General features: G+C 41.2%; 14 protein-coding genes. 9 read left to right on the forward strand and 5 right to left on the reverse strand.

Annotated features, from left to right (window positions below; translation table 11 throughout):
- The first annotated feature begins 22 nt into the window (after nucleotides 1-22).
- The 5 genes from MTO98_RS12305 (at nucleotide 23) to MTO98_RS12325 (ending at nucleotide 9,145) form a co-directional block, all read left to right on the forward strand.
- Nucleotides 23-1,423 carry an aryl-sulfate sulfotransferase gene (locus MTO98_RS12305; RefSeq protein WP_243486950.1) on the forward strand — a complete coding sequence of 467 codons (1,401 nt, stop codon included), beginning with the start codon at nucleotides 23-25 and terminating at the stop codon, nucleotides 1,421-1,423.
- A gap of 10 nt (nucleotides 1,424-1,433) precedes the next feature.
- Entirely contained in the window at nucleotides 1,434-2,447 is a 1,014-nt protein-coding gene (locus tag MTO98_RS12310; RefSeq protein WP_243486951.1) for a c-type cytochrome, read from the forward strand.
- Between the two features lie 259 nt (nucleotides 2,448-2,706).
- Entirely contained in the window at nucleotides 2,707-5,688 is a 2,982-nt protein-coding gene (locus MTO98_RS12315; protein ID WP_243486952.1) for a glycoside hydrolase domain-containing protein, read from the forward strand.
- A 7-nt stretch (nucleotides 5,689-5,695) separates the two neighbouring features.
- Complete coding sequence (locus MTO98_RS12320) at nucleotides 5,696-8,797, forward strand: DUF5107 domain-containing protein (protein WP_243486953.1); 3,102 nt, start codon at nucleotides 5,696-5,698, stop codon at nucleotides 8,795-8,797.
- 75 nt (nucleotides 8,798-8,872) lie between these two features.
- Nucleotides 8,873-9,145: a hypothetical protein gene (locus tag MTO98_RS12325; RefSeq protein ID WP_243486954.1), complete on the forward strand. Its 273-nt coding sequence runs from the start codon at nucleotides 8,873-8,875 to the stop codon at nucleotides 9,143-9,145.
- A gap of 15 nt (nucleotides 9,146-9,160) precedes the next feature.
- Here MTO98_RS12325 and MTO98_RS12330 read toward each other — a convergent pair whose 3' ends face one another.
- Nucleotides 9,161-9,979 (reverse strand): AraC family transcriptional regulator, encoded by an 819-nt coding sequence (locus MTO98_RS12330; RefSeq protein WP_243486955.1) that lies wholly within the window; start codon nucleotides 9,977-9,979, stop codon nucleotides 9,161-9,163.
- Between the two features lie 61 nt (nucleotides 9,980-10,040).
- Here MTO98_RS12330 and MTO98_RS12335 point away from each other — a divergent pair, with 61 nt between their 5' ends.
- Genes MTO98_RS12335 through MTO98_RS12345 form a run of 3 tightly spaced genes read left to right on the forward strand, consistent with a single transcriptional unit; the run spans nucleotide 10,041 to nucleotide 14,040 of the window.
- Nucleotides 10,041-11,381: a TolC family protein gene (locus MTO98_RS12335; protein ID WP_243486956.1), complete on the forward strand. Its 1,341-nt coding sequence runs from the start codon at nucleotides 10,041-10,043 to the stop codon at nucleotides 11,379-11,381.
- Nucleotides 11,382-11,383: 2 nt separating this feature from the next.
- Entirely contained in the window at nucleotides 11,384-12,439 is a 1,056-nt protein-coding gene (locus tag MTO98_RS12340) for an HlyD family secretion protein (RefSeq protein ID WP_243486957.1), read from the forward strand.
- A gap of 5 nt (nucleotides 12,440-12,444) precedes the next feature.
- Nucleotides 12,445-14,040, forward strand: a complete 1,596-nt coding sequence (locus MTO98_RS12345; RefSeq protein WP_243486958.1) for an MFS transporter — start codon at nucleotides 12,445-12,447, stop codon at nucleotides 14,038-14,040.
- 5 nt (nucleotides 14,041-14,045) lie between these two features.
- On the opposite strand, the gene MTO98_RS12350 is transcribed toward MTO98_RS12345, so the two are convergent.
- Nucleotides 14,046-16,457, reverse strand: coding sequence for an FtsX-like permease family protein (locus MTO98_RS12350; RefSeq protein WP_243486959.1), 2,412 nt, complete (start codon nucleotides 16,455-16,457; stop codon nucleotides 14,046-14,048).
- Nucleotides 16,458-16,810: 353 nt separating this feature from the next.
- A complete protein-coding gene (locus MTO98_RS12355) occupies nucleotides 16,811-17,143 on the reverse strand; it encodes a helix-turn-helix transcriptional regulator (RefSeq protein WP_243486960.1) in 333 nt (110 codons plus the stop codon).
- Nucleotides 17,144-17,980: 837 nt separating this feature from the next.
- Here MTO98_RS12355 and MTO98_RS12360 point away from each other — a divergent pair.
- Nucleotides 17,981-18,541: an inorganic diphosphatase gene (locus MTO98_RS12360; protein ID WP_243486961.1), complete on the forward strand. Its 561-nt coding sequence runs from the start codon at nucleotides 17,981-17,983 to the stop codon at nucleotides 18,539-18,541.
- A gap of 187 nt (nucleotides 18,542-18,728) precedes the next feature.
- On the opposite strand, the gene MTO98_RS12365 is transcribed toward MTO98_RS12360, so the two are convergent.
- Both MTO98_RS12365 and MTO98_RS12370 read right to left on the reverse strand, forming a co-directional pair.
- Nucleotides 18,729-19,097: a hypothetical protein gene (locus tag MTO98_RS12365; RefSeq protein ID WP_243486962.1), complete on the reverse strand. Its 369-nt coding sequence runs from the start codon at nucleotides 19,095-19,097 to the stop codon at nucleotides 18,729-18,731.
- Nucleotides 19,098-19,204: 107 nt separating this feature from the next.
- Nucleotides 19,205-19,738 carry a UpxY family transcription antiterminator gene (locus MTO98_RS12370; RefSeq protein WP_243486963.1) on the reverse strand — a complete coding sequence of 178 codons (534 nt, stop codon included), beginning with the start codon at nucleotides 19,736-19,738 and terminating at the stop codon, nucleotides 19,205-19,207.
- Between the last annotated feature and the right edge of the window lie 57 nt (nucleotides 19,739-19,795).

Genomic DNA, 19,795 nt, shown 5'->3' on the forward strand with positions numbered 1-19,795 from the left:
ACCGGTATTACAAATTTTAGTGATGAAGGATTGGTTTAAAGTTTTAGCGGCAGGTTTATTTGTTTCGATCATCTGCGGGTGCTCGGGCGGAAACCTTGTAAAAGAAATCCATATAGGTTTGTACAATAATAACGAGCTGAAAATAAAGCTTGATGTTATAACCAGTAAGCCTGTTGATGTTTATGCCGAGTATTGGATAGAGGGTAAGCAACCGATAAAATACCGGTCGACCGCTACGGGTAATTCTAAATCGAACAAGCTTGTACTTTGCAATATTTTGCCCGATACAACTTACTCGTACCACATTGTAACTGTTGACGGTCATGATACCGTTGTTAGTAAACCTCATACTTTTAAATCGCACCAGCTGCCGTTGTTCTTGCAGGAACAGTTTAATGCAAAAGTAGCCGCGAAAGCCACACTACCGGCTCAGTTTAACAATGGGCTGATGCTCATCAATAAACGTTACGCGCCGGGTGTGGCTTATTTGGTTGATGCTAAAGGGCAGATACGATGGTACCATATGATTGACAGGCTGGGTTTCAAAGTGATCAATTTCACTAAGGATAGAACCCTGCTTTCTATTTTGGGCCGAAATGATGAGCCAACCAGTTACGGTAGTGAGATACTGGAAATTAATATGCTGGGTGATACGCTGCTGCATTTGACCAAAGGACAAGGCGATTTTAAGCAAACCATCCATCACGAAATTCTGAAGAATGATAAAGGCCAGCTGGTAACCATTTTTGTTGATCAACGGTTAATGGACCTTACTTCTGTAGGTGGCGGTAAGCAGGATACCGTAAATGGCGATGGAATTATGGTGATGGATAAAACCGGTAAGCAGCTTTATAAATGGAGCGTTTTTGATGTGATGGATCCGCTGAAAGATCCGAAGATCCTGAAAACTAAAAAAGACTGGATGCATGCCAATAGCCTTAATTATGATGTTGATGGTAACTACCTGATGTCGTTTTATAACAACGGGCAAATCTGGAAGATAGATGCCCATAACGGTAAAGTGATTTACAAATTTGGCAAGGGCGGCACCATTGCCATGCCTGCCGACTGCAACTTTACCCAAGCCCACGCTGCCCACATCAATAAGCAGGGAAACCTCATGTTTTTTGATAACGGGGTAGAGAAACACCAGTCGGGCGTGTATGCTATGAAAATTGATGAAAAAAATCAAACCTCAACTATTGCCATGCACATTAAACTGCCCAAAGAAATTTTTAATGGCCGTATGGGCAGCGCATACATGATCAATGATACAACAACATTGGTATGCTGCTCAAAAAGACACATCGTGGTACTGGCCGATAATAAAGGTGTTTTGCAGTGGACGATGGAAACATCGGTACCAACCTACCGCGCCGGTTTTATCAAATACGAAGAGCTTGATCCATTTTTAAAACCATAACTTATTAAAAATGAAAAAGAAATATCAATATATAACTTTCCTGTTGTTGCTATTTGCTTTGGCAAATGTTGCTCAGTTGGTATCGTGCAGTGGAAGCAAAGCCGAAGAAGCTGATAAGGCCGATTCTGCTGCTGTGAGTATTGTTTCGGTAGATACTACAAAAATGCCGGTCGGTAAGTATGGTGCGGCTGTGCGTTATGGCCGGGAGCTGATGCTGCATACCGCCTATTATATTGGTCCTGAAGGTATTAATGGCCATTACACTGGCAATAAAATGAACTGTACCAATTGCCACCGCGATGCCGGTACAAGGCCATACGCTTTTAACCTGGTAAGGTCGTTTCGGGATTACCCACAATACCGTGCAAGAGAGGGCAGAATTTTATCTTTGGCCGAACGCATCAACAATTGTGTAATGCGCCCTAACCTGGGCAGGCCGTTACCACTGGATGGGAAGGAGATGATCTCGATCATGGCTTACCTGAAGTTTTTGAGCGATTCATCAAACGTTGCAAAAACTACTAAAGGCTTAAAGAATATGGAGGTTGAGTTGCCTGATGTAGCGGCATCATCAGACAGGGGCGAGGTTTTATATGCTCAAAATTGTGAGCGCTGCCATGCCAAAAACGGCGAGGGCAAAATGCGTTTTGATAATGTAACTTACGAGTATCCGCCGGTATGGGGATTGTTGGCTTATCGTCCGGGTTCGAGCATGCATAGGGTAGTTAAGCTGGCGCAATGGTTAAAGGGCAACATGCCTTATGATAAAACCGCCGAAGGCAAACCGTTCCTAACCGATGCCGAAGCGCTTGACATTGCAGCCTTTGTTAATGATGATAAAAAGCATAAACGTCCTTTGCCATCAGCAACAAAAGAGGTTGATTATCCGCATTATGAAGAAAAAGCAATTGATTATGATAAAGGGCCTTTTAAAGATCCTTTTTCTGAACAGCAGCATAAATATGGGCCATATAAGCCCATAGTTGATTATTGGGAAGGCAAGGGGATTACGCTTGCTATTTAATTAAAAAGGATTACACACATGTCATTGCGAGGCACGAAGCAATCGCATGCTATACAGAGCGGCTATGCTTCCGTGCGATTGCCACGCTGCGCTCGCAATGACATGGTTTTTAAACCGGGCGATGAACCTCACTCATATGTCATTGCGAGGAGGAACGACGAAGCAATCGCGAATTTTACAGGGCGGCTTTGCATCCGCGCAACTGCCACGCTGCACAATGACATAGCTTTATTATAAAAAGACTGACTAAATTTATTTCATGAAAAAACAATTTTTAGCTATCACTTTCCTTTTATCGGGCTTTGCTGCATCGGCGCAAAAAGTACCTTATACCAATTGCGATAAATGCTGGCTGGCCGATTCATTAGGCAACCACCGCGTGGTGCTAACCTTTAACGGTACAGGTAAAGTGGCTAAAGCAGTAATCAATTGGAGGCGTAGAGATAACGACCCCGAAAACAAGCGGATCATTATTGAGGATGCTAAAACCAAGCAAAAAATAACCAACGTAAAAATCGGTACAGTAAACCGTGAAAGCGGTGAAATATTCTTTGAGCCAACATCTGGCAAGGGCACTTACTTTGTGTACTACATGCCTTACAAAAATGAGGGCCGTTCAAATTATCCTAAGGGCGTTTATCTTAAGCCTGAAAATACAGCTTCGACGGAATGGCTTAACGCTGTAAATGGCAAGGCACCGTTAGCTTCGGTAAAAGAATTTCAGTCGATAGATGCTTTCAATAGCTTTTACCCGATGGAAGTGATCGCTACTAAAGCCGAAACTGAGGCCTTGGTTAGCAAACACAAGACTGAACCATTTTTAGTTTTTCCAGAGGGTAGGATGAACTCAATACGCATGACCAAAGATCTGCCGCAACGCTGGATAGAATTTGGTCCACGAACAGCATATGCCGGTGAAGCTGCCCGTGGAGAAAACTTTGCATTTCAGCTGGGTATTTATGCGTTGCAGAATCTCGAAAATGTACAGGTAACATTCAGTGACCTTAAATCAGCTACTGGTAAGGTTATTCCGGCTTCGGCACTGTTTTGTATCAATACCGGAGGCACTACATACGATGCTAAACCGCTTACTAAAGTAGTAAACGTAACCAAAGGTGATATCCAGGCCTTATGGTGCGGAGTTGATGTGCCGGCTGCGATATTACCTTCGGTTTATACAGGTAAAGCCACCATCGCCATAAACGGAAAACCTGTAAAAACGATCGCTTTATCTATAAAAGTAACTACCAAAGTATCGAAAGATGGCGGTGTAAGCGAACCTTATAAAATGACCCGCCTTGGTTGGTTAAACTCAACCATGGCACAGCAAAATACCGTTATTGCACCGTATACGCCGCTTGAGGTAAATGGCGACGTTGTAAGTCTGTTAGGTCGTAAGGTAGAAGTGAACAAGGATGGTTTCCCAAAACAGATCCAGACTTATTTTACGCCTGAAATGACGGAGTATGCCACAGCTCCGAATAACCTGCTTACAGAAGGTATCCACTTCCATTTTATTGATGCGGCCGGAAAAAAGATTAACCTGAAAAGCCAGGGCGTACAGTTCACCAAAAAAGAAGCTGGTACAGTACAATGGACAGCAGTAAGCACCAATGATAGCTTGCAGATGGATGTAACCGCCTCGTTGGAGTTTGACGGCTTTATGGCTTACACCGTAAAAGTAAAAGCCCTGCAGGATGTGAGCCTGAAAGATATTACCATGCACATTCCCTTTAAAAAGGATTTTGCAAAATACATGATGGGCTTGGGGCAAAAAGGCGGCTATCGTCCTGAAAACTTTGAATGGAAATGGGATGTAGCCCATAAAAATCAGGATGGTGCCTGGATAGGTAATGTAAACGGCGGGTTGCAATATTCATTGAGGGGCGAAAAATATGTCCGTCCGCTGAATACTAATTTTTATTTGCAGAAACCTTTGTTATTGCCAACCTCGTGGGGTAATGATAACAAGGGCGGTATCAAGGTAGCCTTTGATGGTAAAGCAGTACTGGCCAATAATTACAGCGGTGAACGCGACCTGAAAAAAGGTGATGAGCTTTATTATAACTTCACGCTGTTGGTAACACCTTTTCATACCATCAATACCGATTTTCAGTGGGCTACAAGATTCTACCATTCTTACAAGCCTACCGATACAATTAAGAGTGCAGGTGCAACGCTTATCAATATTCACCACGCTACGGCTATAAACCCTACCATCAACTATCCGTTTATCGCATGGCAAAAGATGAAAGCCTATGATGATTCGGCACATGCGGCAGGGCTAAAGGTGAAGATCTATAACACCATCCGCGAGTTGTCAAATCATGCATACGAAACATTTGCATTGCGCAGTTTGGGACATGAAATTTATTCGCCGGGTAAGGGTGGTGGTTTTAGCTGGTTGCAGGAGCATGTGGGAGATGATTACATAGCTGCCTGGTTTGTACCCGAAATTAAGGATGCAGCCATCATTAACAGTGGCATGAACCGCTGGCATAACTACTATGTAGAGGGAATGAATTGGTTAACCCAAAACGTAGGTATCGACGGTATTTACCTGGACGATGTGGCTTTCGACCGTGTTACCATGAAGCGCATCAAACGCGTACTGACCAAAGATGGTCACCCGGGGATTATTGATCTGCACTCTGCCAATCAATACAATAAAAGCGATGGTTTTAATAACAGCGCCAATCTGTATATGGAGCATTTTCCTTACCTGAACCGCCTTTGGTTTGGTGAGTATTTCGATTATGAAAAAAATGATCCTGATTTCTTCCTGACCGAAGTAAGCGGTATCCCGTTTGGTTTAATGGGGGAGATGCTGCAAGGCGGAGGTAATAAATGGCGTGGTATGGTTTACGGGATGACCAACCGTATGCCATGGAGCGATGGTGCCGATCCGCGCCCGATATGGAAAGCCTGGGATAATTTTGGCATGAAAGGCACAAAAATGATTGGTTACTGGGTTGATGATAACCCGGTAAAAACCGATAAAGCCAAAATAATTGCAACCGTTTACAAAAAAGACGGCGCTGCCATGGTGGCTGTTGCCAGCTGGGAAGATGCCGATACCGATTTTCAATTAAATATCGACTGGAAAAAATTAGGCATCGATCCTGCCAAAGCAACTATTACCGCTCCCGAAATTAAAAGTTTTCAACCGGGCAAAACATTTGGCTTGAATGACAGGATCCCGGTTGAAAAAGGTAAAGGCTGGCTGTTGATCATTAAATAACACGGTAATGAATAAAAAATGGTTTATCGCCGTATGCCTTTGCATTGGCGGCCTGAAAGCATTTGCCCAGCAAACTGCAAGTGTGCGTGAGTATACTAAGGGTATTACCACTTATCCTTTTTCGGATCCTAACCCGATACCTGCATTCAACAATATTTATCCATATTTCCGTTATGACGGATTTACGGATAAGCCGGTGCAAAAGGAATGGAAAGTGGTTGAGCTGGAAAACACGTACATCAGGTTAACCATTTTACCGCAGATAGGCGGCAAGATCTGGTCGGCCGTTGAAAAATCGACTGGTAAGCCAATTGTTTATGAAAATCATGTAGTGAAATTCAGGGATATTGCCATGCGTGGCCCTTGGACAAGCGGCGGCATCGAGCCTAATTATGGTATCATTGGGCATACACCAAATTCGGTTACCCCGGTTGACTACCTGACCCGTACAAATGCCGATGGTAGCGTAAGCTGTTTTATCAGCGTACTCGATCTGCTTACCAACACCACCTGGACTATGGAAGTAAACCTTCCGGCAGATAAGGCTTACTTTACGACCAAATCTTTCTGGCATAACTCAACACCACTTGAACAGCCTTATTACCACTGGATGAATACCGGTATTAAAACAAGCGGTAAACTTGAATACATTTTCCCCGGCACCAAATATCTTGGTCACCAGGGCGAGTATGCCGACTGGCCTATCAACAAGCAGAACGGGAAGGACCTGTCCTTTTATGATAATAACAACTTTGGCGGTTATAAATCATACCATGTGTTTGGCAAGTACACCGACTTTTTCGGCGCTTACTGGCATAACGATGATTTTGGTATGGCAAGATACGGTGGTCACGAAGATAAAGCCGGTAAAAAGATCTGGATCTGGGGATTATCAGATCAGGGCATGATATGGGAAAAACAGCTTACTGATAACGACGGGCAGTATTCCGAGATTCAATCGGGGAGGCTGTTTAACCAAACTGCTGCTAAGAGCACGTTTACGCCGTTCAAGCACAAAGGCTTTGCGCCGGGCACTTCAGATACCTGGACGGAATACTGGTACCCGGTATTAAAAACAAAAGGTTTTGTACAGGTCAATAACTATGGCGCACTGAATGTTAAGGCCGATGGTGGTTGGTTGAAACTCTACTTCAATCCGGTTCAAAAGATCGCCGATACGCTGAAAGTAAAACAGGGCGATAGGGTAATCTACAGTAAAAAGATAAGCTTAAGCCCACTTCAATTATTTGCCGATTCGATAAAAGCGGATGCTGGCGACGTACTGGTAACACTGGGCAACGACAAGCTTATCTATAACTCGAAAGCCGATGCTGATAATTTAAGCCGCCCGGTTGATTTGCCAAAAGATTTCGACTGGAACAGCGCTTACGGGTTATATACCCAGGGGAAGGAGTTCATGGATCAAAAAATGTATCCCGAAGCTGAAGAAAAACTGCAGGCAGCATTAAAGAAAGATTCATACTTTTTGCCTGCTTTGGTACAATCGGCGGCATTGATGTACCGTAATATGCGCTATGCCGAGGCTTTGGTTTTTGCCAAAACTGCTTTGAGCATCAATACCAATGATGGCGCTGCAAACTACTATTATGGCACTATCAATGCGCAGCTGGGTAATGTGACTGATGCTAAAGATGGTTTTGATATGGCTGGTTTATCGGTTGAATACCGCAATGCTGCTTATTCGGCTTTAGGTAGTTTATATCTAAAAGAAAAGAACGATATAAAGGCGCTGGAGTTTGCTTCAAAGGCGCTGGATTTTAACAGATACGATGTGTCTTCGCTGCAAGTGCAGGCCATAGCTTACCGCCATTTGAACGAGCGCAAAAATGCCGAACAGGTTTTGGATACGATACTGGCTTACGAACCGCTTAATCACTTTGCCCGCCTTGAGCAGTATCTATGGCAATCATCTGAAGCTGCTAAAAGTGGGTTTACCTCAATGATTCGAAATGAGCAGCCTATCGAAAGTTACCTCGACCTGGCGGATCTGTACGATCATAATGGCTGTACCGTAGAAAGTGAAAACGTTTTAAAGCTTTCGCCAGCCAATGCGCTTGTGGATTATAAACTGGCCTTTTTGCAGTATAAGCAGGCAAAGCCATTTAGTGAGGCGTTAAATAAAGCCAATGCAGCAACGGCTGCATTTGTATTCCCTTTCCGCAACAGTGATGAAGAAGTGTTGCAATGGGCTATGCAACAAAGCAATAACTGGAAGCCAAAGTATTTCCTCGCGCTGCTTTATAAAGACCGTAATCGTATTGATGAGAGCAAAAAACTATTTGCTGAATGCGGTAACCAGCCCGATTTTGCGCCTTTTTATGCGGCAAGAGCTGCCATCGAAACAGGCGACGATGTCCTGGCCGATCTGAACACGGCAGCCAACCTTGATAAAGGCTGGCGCTACAACAAGTTACTTGGCGAATATTATATTAATAATAAGCAATATGCCAAAGCATTAACTACTGTTGAGCCGTTTTATAAATCACATCCTGATAATTACATCATAGGCATGTTATACGCCAAAACATTGCTGCTCAACAAGCGCTACAGTGAATGTGGCAAGCTTTTATCGCGGATTGATATTTTACCGTTTGAAGGCGCAACTATTGGCCGTGAGTTGTACAGGGAAACAGAATTAATGCAGGCGGTTCAAAAACTTGATGCTAAAAACTATAATGCTGCTTTAACTTACATAACCGAAGCTAAAAAATGGCCGGCAAATCTCGGCGTAGGTAAGCCTTATGCCGAAAATATCGACGAACGTCTGGAGGACTGGATGACCTATCTGTGCTATACTAAAATGGGCCAAACTGAAGATGCTAAACAGTATCTGCAAAAAATAATAGCCTTTAAGCCTCAGATTGATAATACGGTAAGTAATTTCCTGCCGGCTAATCATTTGGTGACTGCATGGGCTATCGAAAAGATAAATGGCAATACAGCGGCAGCTAATTGGTTAAACGCGGAGATCAAAAAATATCCGGATGATAAAGTGATTGAATGGTGCAAAGAGGTTTATGAAAGTAAAACTTTTAAAGAAAGTGATGTGAGCGATGCAAGTATTAGGGTATTGGAAAAGTTGATGTAGGTTTAAATCCGATATTAGATTTTGTAAAGGTTCAAAATCTAATTTGCTTGTATATTGCGAAATTAAATGCTACAGATGAGCCGTAAAGAAGTTGGTTATTATATATTTTACATTGTCTGTTTTATATTGTCGGTATTGTCAGGAATATTCCTGGGATTTACAGACACCCATACGCCGCCAGTTCCGTTTGTAATTCAATTTTTTACGTTAATGATCGGAAGTGTTATTTGCATTCGTGATTGGATGAAGTCCCGGCCGGTATCTTTTAAAAAAATCCAAGTCCATATCTGGGGACTTGTTATTAACGGTTTAGTAATGGGCGTTATCCTTTTATTGGCATTTGTTTAATAATAATTTATGTAATTACCTCAGCTGTTTAGCAAATTCTGACGGCCTGATATTAGTGAGCTGGTAAAATATTGCGCTAAAGGCAGATAAGCTGTTATAGCCCAATTTGTAGGCGATCTCGCTCATGGACATATCAGTTTGAAGCATTAGCTCAATGGATTTAACCATTTTTAGTAGCTTAAAATACTGCAAAAATGAAGTGTGCAGAGTCGACTGAAACAGGCGCGAAAGTGTCCTTTCGCTGAAACCGGTTTCTTCGCTAACAGATGAAAGGGTTAAAGGCTCAAAAGCGTTTTCATTCATATAATCCAATACCGGGTGCATCCGGGGATTATCGGTAGTGGGCAGCGCTACAGGTAAAGCTTTTTTGCTGATCTCCGGCAGGATCGCTTTTATTCCCGCTAAAAAATGAAATGCCTGTTCATCGGGGTGTACATCTCCGTTCCAGCGTTCGGAGTAAATAAGCATCTGTAATAATAAATTGTTGATAGGGTAGATGCCGCCTTTCGTGTAAAAAGGGTTACTATCATCATCGTGCCAGTAAAAATACACCGTACGCGTAACTGCCGATTTATGCATCTCTACAAAATGCATCATCCCACCCGGGATCCACACATAATGCCTTGCAGGTATCACTAAAGTTTTATCGGTTAGGTGGATGTATGCAATCCCGCCTTCAATATAAATCAGCTGTCCTTTTTTGTGATTATGGTTGGGGAAGTTCCTTTCTGTTTTCCAGTTAATTACATATACTGATTCGGGGAATTGATCTATATCCCTGAAAAAGTTTTTGGCAGTAACCGCATCTATGTTTTGGCTGGAATGAATAAGCATTTGGCAAATTTAAATAAAATAAGCTTTTAACAACAACCGAACTTTGTGCTATTAAATCACCATGAACTTTAATAGTAAATTTTATCTGGCCTTGTTGCCAGTTTTGTTGTTGGCCATTTCAATAAAAGCACAACAACCCATAGCTGATACCAGCAAAAACCTTCCTTTAACCATAGCACAGGTTTGGCAAAAAGCAGCCATTAACAGCAAAGCTGTACAAATTAGACAATTACGTGTAACAAGCAGCGCGGAGGCCATCAAAGATGCCAAAGCCGAGCGTTTGCCAGAGATCGGCATTAACGGCGAGTACGCCCGTGTGAGCAATATGCCGGTTTATGAAAACGGCATTTTTAATACGCCCACTCAATTCCCAGTTTTGCACACTACCTACACTGTAGGCGGCGAGGCTTATTTAAACATTTACAACGGTAATAAAACCAATTTGGAGATAGACGCCCGCAAACGCGAGAATAACATAGCCGGCGAACAGCAAAAATTAACTGTATCTGAAGTGAAGCTACATGCTGCCGCTTATTACCTCGATATGCAACGCAGCATCATATTTAAAGATCTGCTGCTGAAAGATATCGCAGCGCAGGAAAAACAATTATTGCAGATTAAAACACTCCAAAAAAATGGTGTGGTATTAAAGAGCGATGTGCTGAGGGCCGAGTTAAAACTCTCCAAACAAAAACTCTCGTTGGTGCAGTTAGATAATGACCTCGCGATAGCCAATCAAAAGTTGAACATCCTGATAGGCTTGCCTGATGAGCAACGGGTTGTCCCTGTTGAAGCGGTGCAACTGGATACCACAGGAAAGGAAACTTATGACGAGTACTTAACTGATGCGGGAAAGAATGCTTATCAGCTTAAGATCTCTGAACAGGAAACAGAACTAAGCAAACTGAAATTGAAGAATATAAAAGCCAATGTATCTCCAAAAGTAGGTTTGTTTGCAGCTTATAATTATAGCTATCCGCAGATCCTTTTTTACCCCTATTCACCAAGTTTGTACGGGTTGGGTTTTGCAGGTGTAAAAGCTTCTTTTTCTATCTCATCTTTTTATCATAATAGCCACAAAGTAAAAGTGGCCAGGTTGGATCTGGAAAGCCAGGAAATTGAGCATGCCCAAACTGAGGATGGCATTCGTCAGCAGGTTAACGAAGCATGGCTTAGGTACAAGGAAGCACTGAACAGGGTAGACGTAAGCAAAACCAATGTACAGCAAGCTACCGAAAACAGGCGAATTGTGAACAACACTTACTTCAACCAGCTTTCGCTGATAACTGATCTGCTCGATGCGGATACGCAGTTATTACAGACGCGCTTTGACCTGGCTGCTGCCAGGATAGCCGCTCAACTTCAATATTATCAATTACAAAACGTAACCGGGAAACTTTAATCATGAACAAACATATAAACACTTATACCGCAACTGATAAGTTAATAACGAAAATAACCACGTGGATAGCCGGCATAGTTGCCGCCGGTTTGTTAGTATGGGGCGTTATAACATTGATACACCTGTACAGCTATGAAGAAACCGATGATGCCCAGGTTGAAGCTTACATTAACCCCATTACGGCGAGGGTGAGCGGTTTTATTAAAGAAATACGTTATGATGAAAATCAGGACGTAAAAAAAGGGGATACCCTGCTTGTTATCGATAACCGCGAATATCAAATACAACAGGAAGAAGCTGGCGCAGGCTTACAAAACGCCCGCGAACAGGTGAGTGTGTTGGAAAGTAATGTAGAAACTGCTGCTAAAATAGCGGAAGTAAACAAAGTACAGATAGCTGCCACCAAAGCTAAATTGGTTAAAGCCCAGCAGGAATTCGACAGGTTCACCAAACTATATGAAGCCGAATCGGCCACCAAGCAACAATTGGAAAATGTACAGAGCGCCCTTGATGTTGCCCGGTCTGATTATCAGGCTTCGTTAAATAACTACCAGGCGTCGCTGTCAAAAGTAAATGATAGTCGTTCGCAAATTTCGCCGGTGTTATCCGAAATTAAACGCCGTGAGTTGGTATTGCAGCGTAATAAGCTTGATGTTTCTTATACCGTTGTAACTGCACCATATAATGGTAAAATGGGTAAAAGAACCATCCAGCCCGGTCAGCAAATCCAGTTAGGTCAAACGCTTGCTTATATCGTTGATAAAGAAACCGGCTTGTGGGTAGTAGCTAACTTTAAAGAAACACAGTTGCACAATATGCACATAGGCGGTGGTGTGGAAATTACTACAGACGCTTATCCCGACAGGAAAATAAAAGGGGAGATACTTTCATTGTCACCGGCAACAGGATCCCGTTTTTCGTTGTTACCGCCGGATAACTCAACCGGCAACTTTGTGAAGATAGCCCAGCGTATCCCCGTAAAAATTAAAATTGATAATAAGGCTGCCGATTTTTTAAGCGCCGGTATGAATGCCAGCGTAACTGTACCTAAAAACTAATGGACATGAGCAATCTTATTCCTGTTTTTAAACCCTGGGTGCCCGAGTGGCTTATCAGGATCACGTTACTGCTGGTTGTATTGCCGGGTATTATCCTGTTTTCATTATCTATCAGTAACGTAAGCGCTGCTGCCGGTTATTATGGCATAAGCCCTAATGATGCGCAGTTTTCGATGATCATCCTGTATGCGGCAACAGCAAGCTTCGTGGTATTGGAGAAACGTTTTTTCAAAAGTATAGCCAGTAAAACTTATTTGCTCATCAGTGTATTGCTGTTGGTAACGACCTGTTATATCTGTTACTATGTGCACACCTTTTTTGTGTTGTTGATTTTTAGATATATACAGGGCATGCTCACCTGTGCAAGCCTCAGCATTACACTCACGCTGATGTTTACCCGCTTGCATAGCGAGCGATCTAAGGAAATCGGTTACTCGGTTGTTTACTGTATCCTGCTGTGTGTATCACCCTTGTCAACGCTGTTTACGGCTTCCATTATCGATAACTTTAACTTTAATGTGATATACAAATGCGCCATCTATTCCTTTTTGCCGGGAGCTATATTGATGTGTATCATCATGAACAATGTACGCCTTCACCGTAAACTGCCCCTGTACCAGCTGGATTGGGCCAGTTTTGTGATCTATTCGGCAGGGCTTTGTTTAATCGGTTATATCATGGTTTACGGCCAGCAGTACGATTGGTTTGACGACAACCGGATTCTTTATAGTGCTGTAGGAGCCACAGTATTGCTTGCTATTTTCGTGATCAGGCAGCTTAGCTCCAAGCGGCCTTACTTTCATATCCAGGCCTTTAAATACCGCAAATTTGTATTGGCTGCGCTGCTGTTGTTTGTGTTTTACATCTGCCGTGGTTCGTTCGGGGTTACCACTTCATTTATGAGTAGCGCAATGGGTATGGATCCGATACATGTGGGATACCTGCTTATTTATAATCTTGCTGCTATCATTATAAGTGTTATCATATCGTCACGGTTCTTACTAATGAAGACACCGTTGCGGCAGGTCCTGATTTTGGGTTTTACCTTTTTGTTGGCATTTCATGTATACATGTGCTTTGTATTTTCAACACAAGTTAATACCGAAGATCTGATCATCCCGGTAATATTACAAGGCTTGGGCGCCGGTATGTTAATGACCCCGGTAATCCTATTTGTAATTTCATCATCTCCGGTTCAATATGGTACAACCGGTTCTGCAGTTGGTATTTTTATGCGTTTTACGGGCTTTAGCAGTAGTATAGCACTTATCAATTATTTTCAATTATACAGGCAAAATGATCATGCCAATCGTTTCCAGGAGCAATTGAGCCAGTTAAACCCGTTTGCTGTTCAAAAGTTAGCTGTATATAAGCAAGCTTTAACAGGCAAAGGTATAGCTGCCGATCAGGCCACGAAAATAGCCAACGGTTTGCTCAACAAAAATATCAATGCGCAAACCCAGCTGCGTTTTGCTGTTGATTATTATCAGCTCATCAGCTGGGTATTGCTTGCTCTTATTTTGTTGGTGATTTTATTCCCATCGGCTAACCGCACAATCATAAACCTTAAATCACGCCAGCCTGCGCCGGTAGTTTACTGATCGTTTTATTCACTTCTTAAACTCTTTACCGGGTTTTCCAGTGCCGCCCTGATGCTTTGATAGCTTACCGTTAATAAGGTGATCACCAAGGCACCTGCAGCAGTTATTGCGAAGATCCACCAGGAAATCTCGGCCCTGAATTGATAATGCTGCAACCACTTGTTCATGAAATAGTAAGCAAGGGGAGAGGCAATTAGTAATGATATCATCACCAGTAATACAAAGTCGTTAGAGAGCAATCGCCATAAATTAAATACGGATGCACCCAATACCTTGCGTACGCCAATTTCCTTAACCCTTTGCTCAGCAACAAAAGAAGCAAGCCCAAAAAGGCCAAGGCATGAAATGATAATAGCCAAGCCGGCAAAAACGGTAGCCAGCCTGCCAATATGTTCTTCGGCGGTAAATTTGGAGGCGTATTCGTCATCGGCAAATTTGTACTCGAAGGGGGCCGATGGAATGAGCTTCTTGAAAACTGCTTCTATTTTAGGTAATGCCTGGCTGGCGCTTACATCGGGTTTTATCTTAATGTTGATCAGGCTTGTGGAAACATGGCCTTTGATCATAAATATGGTTGGGTACATTGGTGCGTATGGTGATTCCATGATCATATCTTTAACCACGCCCAAAATCTTATAATGTTTTATAGGCTGATCCTGGAATTTCCAGCTTACTTCTTCGCCGATAGGGTTTTTTAGTCCCATATATTTAACGGCCGATTCATTGATGACAAGGCCAGATGAGTCGGTAATAAAATTCCTTGAAAAATCGCGCCCGTTTACAAATTGCCAGCCGACGGTTTTGCCATACTCAAAGGTTACTGGTAAGGTGCCAAACTGATCCTCAAGGTTAGGGTTTTTGCCGCGCCACGTAAAGCCTCCGTTACCCGAAGCTATCTCGGTAACTTTGCCAAATGATTCGGACATTTCGGTTACTACGCCTGTGTTTTTCAGCTCGGAGCGGAGCAGATCGTACTTTCCATCAAAATCGCTCGATTTTTTTTCGATCATCACCAACCCTTCACGGGTATAACCTACCGGGCGGTTTTTGGCTATCTGGATTTGTCTGTAAACTACTATAGTACATATGATAAGGGCAACTGATACAGTAAATTGTGCCACCACCATCACCTTGCGCGGAATGGATGCAAAACGCCCAACCTTGAAAGCTCCTTTTAATACTTTTACAGGATTAAAGGATGACAGGTACAAGGCCGGATAGCTGCCTGCTACAATGCTGGTTATAAAAATAAATAGAATCCCGGCCGTCCAGAAATAAACATTTTGCCATGGTATTACTATTTGCTTGCCGGATAGATCATTGAACCAGGAGAGCGATAAGCGTACCAGGATGAGCGACACCACAAAGGAAAGCAGCACAACCAAAAAAGATTCGCTGTAAAACTGGCCTATCAGTTGTTTGCGCATGGAACCGATGGCTTTCCTTACACCTATTTCCTTAGCCCGTTTTTCGGAACGCGCAGTGCTTAAGTTCATGAAATTGATACAGGCCAGGAGTAACACAAAGGCACCAATAATACCGATAAGGTATAGCATTTGCATGGGGCCGCTATCTGCAACGCCTCGTTTGTAGTTGTGCAGGTGCCAGTCGCGCATGGGGTGTAAAAATACCTGCGGGTTTAGTTTAGCCTCGTCTTTAAAGTTGGCAAGGTTCTTTGATTCGGCGTCTTTAATGTTTTTTGAAACCTTTTCAAAATCGGTGTTGGGGTTGATCTCCACATAGATTTTAAGGAAGTGGTTTTGCCAGTCGTTTGATGCCTGTTTTATCCAGGGATTATCGATTATCCATAAATCGGCAGGTGAGATAAACTTAAGATCCTTAAACTGTGTATTTACCGGCAGATCTTCATAAACACCGGTAACTTTCACGTTCAATTTGTTATTGATCTTCATTAACCTGTTTACCGGGTTAATATCACCAAAAAATGCCCGGGAGGTTGATTGCGAAAGCATAATTGAATAAGGATCTGTTAGTCCCGCCCGCGAGCCATAAATCATTTTCAGTGTCAGCATTTCAGGAGCGCCGGGATCCATGAACAGGCCAGTTCTGGATAGTTTCTTATCGCCGGCCGATAGGATATCGTCAACATCCCACGAAGCCATGACAATATGCTTGAAATTATCTTTATAGTTTGCTTTAAGCTCCGTTACCATCGGTACCTGCATCGATCCATTTGCAAAGGGCTCTTTGGTATGGGGATCGGTAAGCCGGGTCCGTACCTGGGCAATGCGGTCGTAGTTTTGATGATATTTGTCAAATGACAACTCGTCCCAAATCCATAAACTGATGAGTACAGTTACGGCCATACCTATCGCCAGGCCGCCGATATTGATCAGGGATGAAACCTTATTCTTTAAAAGGTTTCTCCATGCAACTTTTAAGTAGTTTTTAATCATGGCTTTACGGGTTAACTTTACTAAAAAAGGGAGCTTTAAAAGTACAGCTAAAAATATAATGCCATGTATTTAATATATTGATTATTAGCTATTTGTGTTGTTTTTTTGGCAGGGCTGTTGTATCAAAAGCGTACATGCTGCGTTCATTTTCATAACAAGCCGCAAATTGGTAAGTTGTTATGAATAGATGAGCCGCCCGGGAACAAACAGGATGTTGAGGGAAGTTGTTCAGTTCCTTCTCCGTTTTTAAATTTAAAATGGAGAAGGAATTGAATATTGAATTATGATTCGTGAATTGTTTAGCAGAAGATCACGAATTTATATTTAGCTAAATATCGGTGTGTTAAAATAGCTTATTCGGCAGATAGTAGTTGAACATACTGTTCCAGCAAAATAATGTATTTGTCTTTCCAAAGGTTTACCCTGCTTTGGTTTGGCCTCATCATTTCCCGGCTCCTAACGTCATATATATCATTTGTTTTCTGGAAATATTCCGGAAATTCTTTCGAAAAGTCATGATCTACAATTTTGCCTATGCGGTGAATGATATCTGCATTTAACTCTTTTCTGTTAAACCATTGATATACTACGCTTCTGCTCACATCTGAGTGCTGCGCAAGTTCTGTAATACTGAATCCTTTTTTTCTAACGAGTATCTCTACAATTTGACCGTGATGTTTTTGCATAATTTTTAGCTGTGAAAAGTTAAAAAACTAATCCAAAATAAGCTTAGGTACTATCCAATAATTAGTTGTTAATCAATTCACTAACTATTGCCATGTAACCGTGTATTACAACATCTATGCCAGTGTATCCGATTTAATCTCGACGAAATTGATAGAACATGTTAGTTTGCGAGCAAAAGAAAATTCCAACTTTTAAGAATAATTTTAACTTTAATGATATTTATTTTCTCTCACTGGTTATTTGAAATGGGGAATTGTGTATTTATTTGCGTCCACGGTGTGGAATAATGTGTACATAGTGAGAAATTTTATTCCCGATTTGGAATTTTTGAAATAGTAGGGTGTTGTTAAAAAAGAAATAGTGAGAAATAACTGCCCTAAGTGTTACAATAATGTTACATTTTTAATACCCGATTTGCAAATGTGTGAATCCATGGCAGAATTTTTTTTACCAGTAGATATTATATTAAAAGTTAATTAATATCGAATTAACATTAGGCTCAGCTGATTCACAGCATTAAAAGTAATTGTTTAAATATAATTATATAGCCTGCCAAATAACATGTATCGGTTTTATTTATTTAACGAGTAGCTGTCAATAAAGTTTGATAGCAATTGTAGTTATTGCTTGCGCTGTTTCATACTTTGCCAGGATTATTATATAACGGAATTTTATTGGTGCACCAGCCTGTAAATCAGCTAAAAGTGGTTGAAATTACAAGCTGTGAAGTGATTGGGCAGTAAAGTGTATAAAAAAACGAATAGGAATATTTCAATGAAATTGCTAAATTGTTAGTACTTTCATAAAAAAATTACCAGAAGATTAAATTACTACCAATGAATACACAACATCCATGGCATGAAGTATCAACAGGGCCTAAAATTCCTTACGTTGTAAATGCCGTTATTGAAATTCCTAAAGGATCAAAAGCTAAATATGAAATTGATAAAGAATCCGGACTTTTAAAGTTAGACCGTGTTCTTTTTTCATCGGTAATGTATCCGGCTAATTATGGGTTTATTCCTCAAACCTATTGCGATGATGAAGATCCGCTTGATATTTTAGTATTATGCTCGGTTGATGTTTTTCCGATGTCAATTATTGAAGCAAAAGTGATAGGGGTGATGCATATGATTGATAATGGCCAGCAAGATGATAAAATTATAGCTGTTGCCAATAATGATATGTCTGTTAATTATATAAATGATTTAAGCGAGCTGCCTCCTCACACTATTAAAGAGATTGAGTGTTTCTTTAAAGACTATAAAGTTTTAGAAGGAAAAAATGTAACAGTTGAACGCTGGATGGGAGTAAGCTACGGGCATCGCGTTATAGAAGATAGCATGGTGTTGTATGATGTTAACTTTAAACCAGCTCAAAACAAGGTGGCCGGATAATAAATGTATCCTGCATCAATAAAAAAATGCTTAACTCGGTTTGTGTTATTTAACTCTTCCGAATTAAGCATTTTTAATTTTCTACTTATCCTTGCCTGTTTACGCAGTTTAAGTTAATAGGTCAGATATTATAGTATACCTTTTAAGGTTTTTGCTGTTTCCTTGCAATCATCGACACATTACTATTTTAGCGTCGTTCATCAAATTTCCTTTTTGAATTTTCGAGAAGGCTCTTATTATACTTTTCCAGTAACTCTATGTATTTATCCCTCCAGTAAGAGTCTTCCATCTCTTCTGTATGATAATCCGGGGTTTGATAGCCCTGGGTTTTAATATTGTCAAATTCGCCCTCTGTAAACAAGTGGGGAAATTCGACAGAAAAATCATGTTTCAGGCAAAGGCCTATCTTGTATATGATTTTTGGCTTCAGATATTTTTGATTAAACCAGTAATAAACGGAGCGTCGGTTAACGTTAGTGAATCGTGCGATTTCGCTTATGCTGCAGCCTTTGCGCCTAACCACTTTCTCCACTATTTCACCATGGTGCAAATCCATAAGTTTCTATAAATAAGTTTTGAATTGCCTGATAACAACTTAATTGTAAAGTAAGTTGATAATTATTATAAAATATAAATAACAAGTTAATAATACACCTTAAAAAATTAACTTGCAACATTTAAACATATTTGGTCTACGTTTACTTTTACTGTCAAAACGCAATTAAGCTGCTCAATGGTCATCAATATATTTTTGCCCATTATCTGAGTAACTACGCCCTGGTAATTATAAAGTAAACCGTCTTTTATTTTAACTTTATTGCCAATATTTAAGTTTTGAATGCTGATGAGCTCAACTTCTGAGTAGTTATTGACAATTGATTTTATGCGTTCAATTTCTGCATCATTTAATATTACAGGTTTTCCGCAATAGGATACAAAATTTATTACTCCCGGAACCTGCTTCACCTTAAGCTGTTCGCCGGCATTTACTTTAACAAACACATATGATGGAAACAAAGGTGTCTCTATCATCTTGTTTCTATCAGCCCATTTTTTAAGTGATTTAATCACCGGACAAAAGGCTGTGATCCTGTTATCATTTAAAGTTCTGTCTATTTTTTTCTCAAAACGGGATCTTGTATATACAACCATCCAATTGTGTGATGCAGGCTTAAGTAAAACGGCGTTTTTCATCATATTTATTTGATTGCTGTTTTTATTCGTTTGAAAATGAGGTATATAATCAAAATAATG

Origin of the sequence: Mucilaginibacter sp. SMC90 (assembly GCF_022811725.1) — a bacterium.
Classification (GTDB): domain Bacteria; phylum Bacteroidota; class Bacteroidia; order Sphingobacteriales; family Sphingobacteriaceae; genus Mucilaginibacter.